Raw genomic sequence first — 2,087 nt, 5'->3', positions numbered from 1 at the left:
GCAGGCACCTGCCAGCCGGCGGGCAGGGCGCTGCGCTGCGGCCGCTGCGCGGGGTCGAGCCGCTGCAACGCAAGCGGCCAGTCTTGCCTGGCCTGGGTGAAGGTTCCCTGCCAGCCTTCGGCTTCGGGCGACCATCTGGCCGCGTAGCTTGCCCCGGCGGCGGGCAGCGTGAAGGCGAGCGCGGTGTTGGTGGAGGTAATGTCGGCGAGAGGGACGCCGAAGCTGTTTTGATCGGGACTGTCGAATGTCCCGATCAGTGCGCCGTCGGCCTTCCGTGTGATCTCGACCACGATCCGCAACGACAATGTGGGTGAGACGGCCAGCGTGCCGATCCACAACCCCTCCGCGCGGGTCTGCGCCTGCGCCGAGGCCGTGGGCGCGAGCGTAAGCAACGCGGCAGCGCAGAGCGAGGCGATCCAGCGCAGAACGGGGGTGGTCATGGCGGGGGCTGCTCCTGTGGTGCTTGTGCCACGATAGCATGGGCCCTGGCTTGCGTAAGGGGCAATCCAGGCCCGATTCGACCCATGTGGGTCTGCTGAGCGAGCTTTGTCGCGCCCGACTGCTGATTTGTGACTCGCATCGCCCGCATACCTAGTGGCTCAGGCGCAACAGGGTGATGGCAAGCTGATAACAAACTATATTTTAACGATTTTCGCAATTCTTCTGCTTGCGAGCGGGCTCCTGCGCATTGCAGATTTGTTGCAACTGCGCATCACCGCGATGACAAAGCGATTTCGTCTGTATTCATACGGTTGCACACGAAATTATGTTCCGTAAGCAATCCCTCCACTGCTGCGTAAAGGGCGGCAGCTCCGGCTGTGAAGCCATAAAAAAGAGGGACTTTTCATGACGACCAATCTCTTGCGGCAGCGCCGCCTTCGCTCGGGAGCCGCGTTGCTCGCCCTGACGATCGGCCTGTCCAGCGCGCCGGCTTTCGCGCAGGACAGCGCGACCACGACCACGCAATCCGACGGCATGATCATCGTGACCGGTTCGCGTATCGCGCGCCCCGACATCGAAAGCTCCAGCCCGGTTTCCTTCGTCGGTGCTGAGGAATTCCAGTTCCAGCAGACCGCGAACGTGGAAGAGGTCCTGAACGACCTGCCGCAGGTTATCCCGGCAAGCACCGGCGCGTCGAACAACCCTGGTGATGGTGTTGCGACCGTTGACGTCCGTGGCCTTGGTTCTCAGCGCACGCTCGTGCTGGTCGATGGCCGTCGGTACATCAGCTACGACACCAGCCAGATCGTTGACCTTAACACCATTCCTTCGGCGTTGATCGAGCGTGTCGATGTAGTGACTGGCGGCGCTTCGGCCGTTTACGGTTCGGATGCCATCGCCGGCGTCGTGAACTTCATCACCAAGACCGACTTTGAGGGCATCGAGCTCAACGGCAACTACGAAGTTTCCGAAAAGGGCGACGGCCAGCGCTACAACATCAACGGCACGATCGGTTCGAACTTCTCCGACGGTCGCGGTAACGTTGTTCTGCACGTCGATTACTACAAGCGCGATTCCGTCTTTGCGAGCGCGCGCAAGGCGACCGAAGTCAGCTACAGCGACGATGGCGAAGGCAACCTGTTCCCCGGCGGCTCGTCCTCGATCCCCGGTTTCCGCCTGACCATTCCTGGTCTCGCCCAGGCGCTCGGTTACGCCACTTCGGATGCCGCCGTTCGTTTTGACGAGAGCGGCAATGCGATCAACTATGATTCGTCGACCGATCTCTACAACTACGGCGCGGTGAACTATCTTCAGGTCCCGCAGGAGCGTTATCTCGGCTATGCCAAGGCGCAGTACGAGATCAGCCCTGCGATCGTTCCCTATGCCGAGGCCGTGTTCATCAACAACCGCGTCTCGCAGGAATTGGCTCCTACGCCGATCTCCAACTCGACGTCCTATCGTGACGGTACGCTCGGCTCGAACCTCATGATCCACACCTATTCGCCCTTCCTCGGGGCTGATACGGCGGCGGCATTGCAGGCGCTGGATACCGATGGCGACGGCTATATTGCCTCGGGATCCTATGGCCGCCGATTGTCCGTCGTCAGAACATTTGGCACAACTCGCGGCGTAGATCAGCGGAGTGT

The 2,087-nt window shown here is 61.4% G+C and carries 2 protein-coding genes; one reads left to right on the top strand and one right to left on the bottom strand.

Features of this window, described 5'->3' with window-relative positions; genetic code table 11:
- Positions 1-440 (bottom strand): hypothetical protein (locus tag D2V17_RS04185; RefSeq protein WP_220474058.1); only part of this gene is annotated, 440 nt, incomplete at its 3' end.
- Between the two features lie 406 nt (positions 441-846).
- Here D2V17_RS04185 and D2V17_RS04180 point away from each other — a divergent pair.
- Positions 847-2,087 (top strand): TonB-dependent receptor plug domain-containing protein (locus D2V17_RS04180; RefSeq protein WP_191229073.1); only part of this gene is annotated, 1,241 nt, incomplete at its 3' end.

It is taken from the genome of Aurantiacibacter xanthus, from assembly GCF_003584015.1.
Lineage (GTDB): Bacteria > Pseudomonadota > Alphaproteobacteria > Sphingomonadales > Sphingomonadaceae > Alteraurantiacibacter > Alteraurantiacibacter xanthus.
This window is presented reverse-complemented; position numbering and strand designations above follow the sequence as displayed.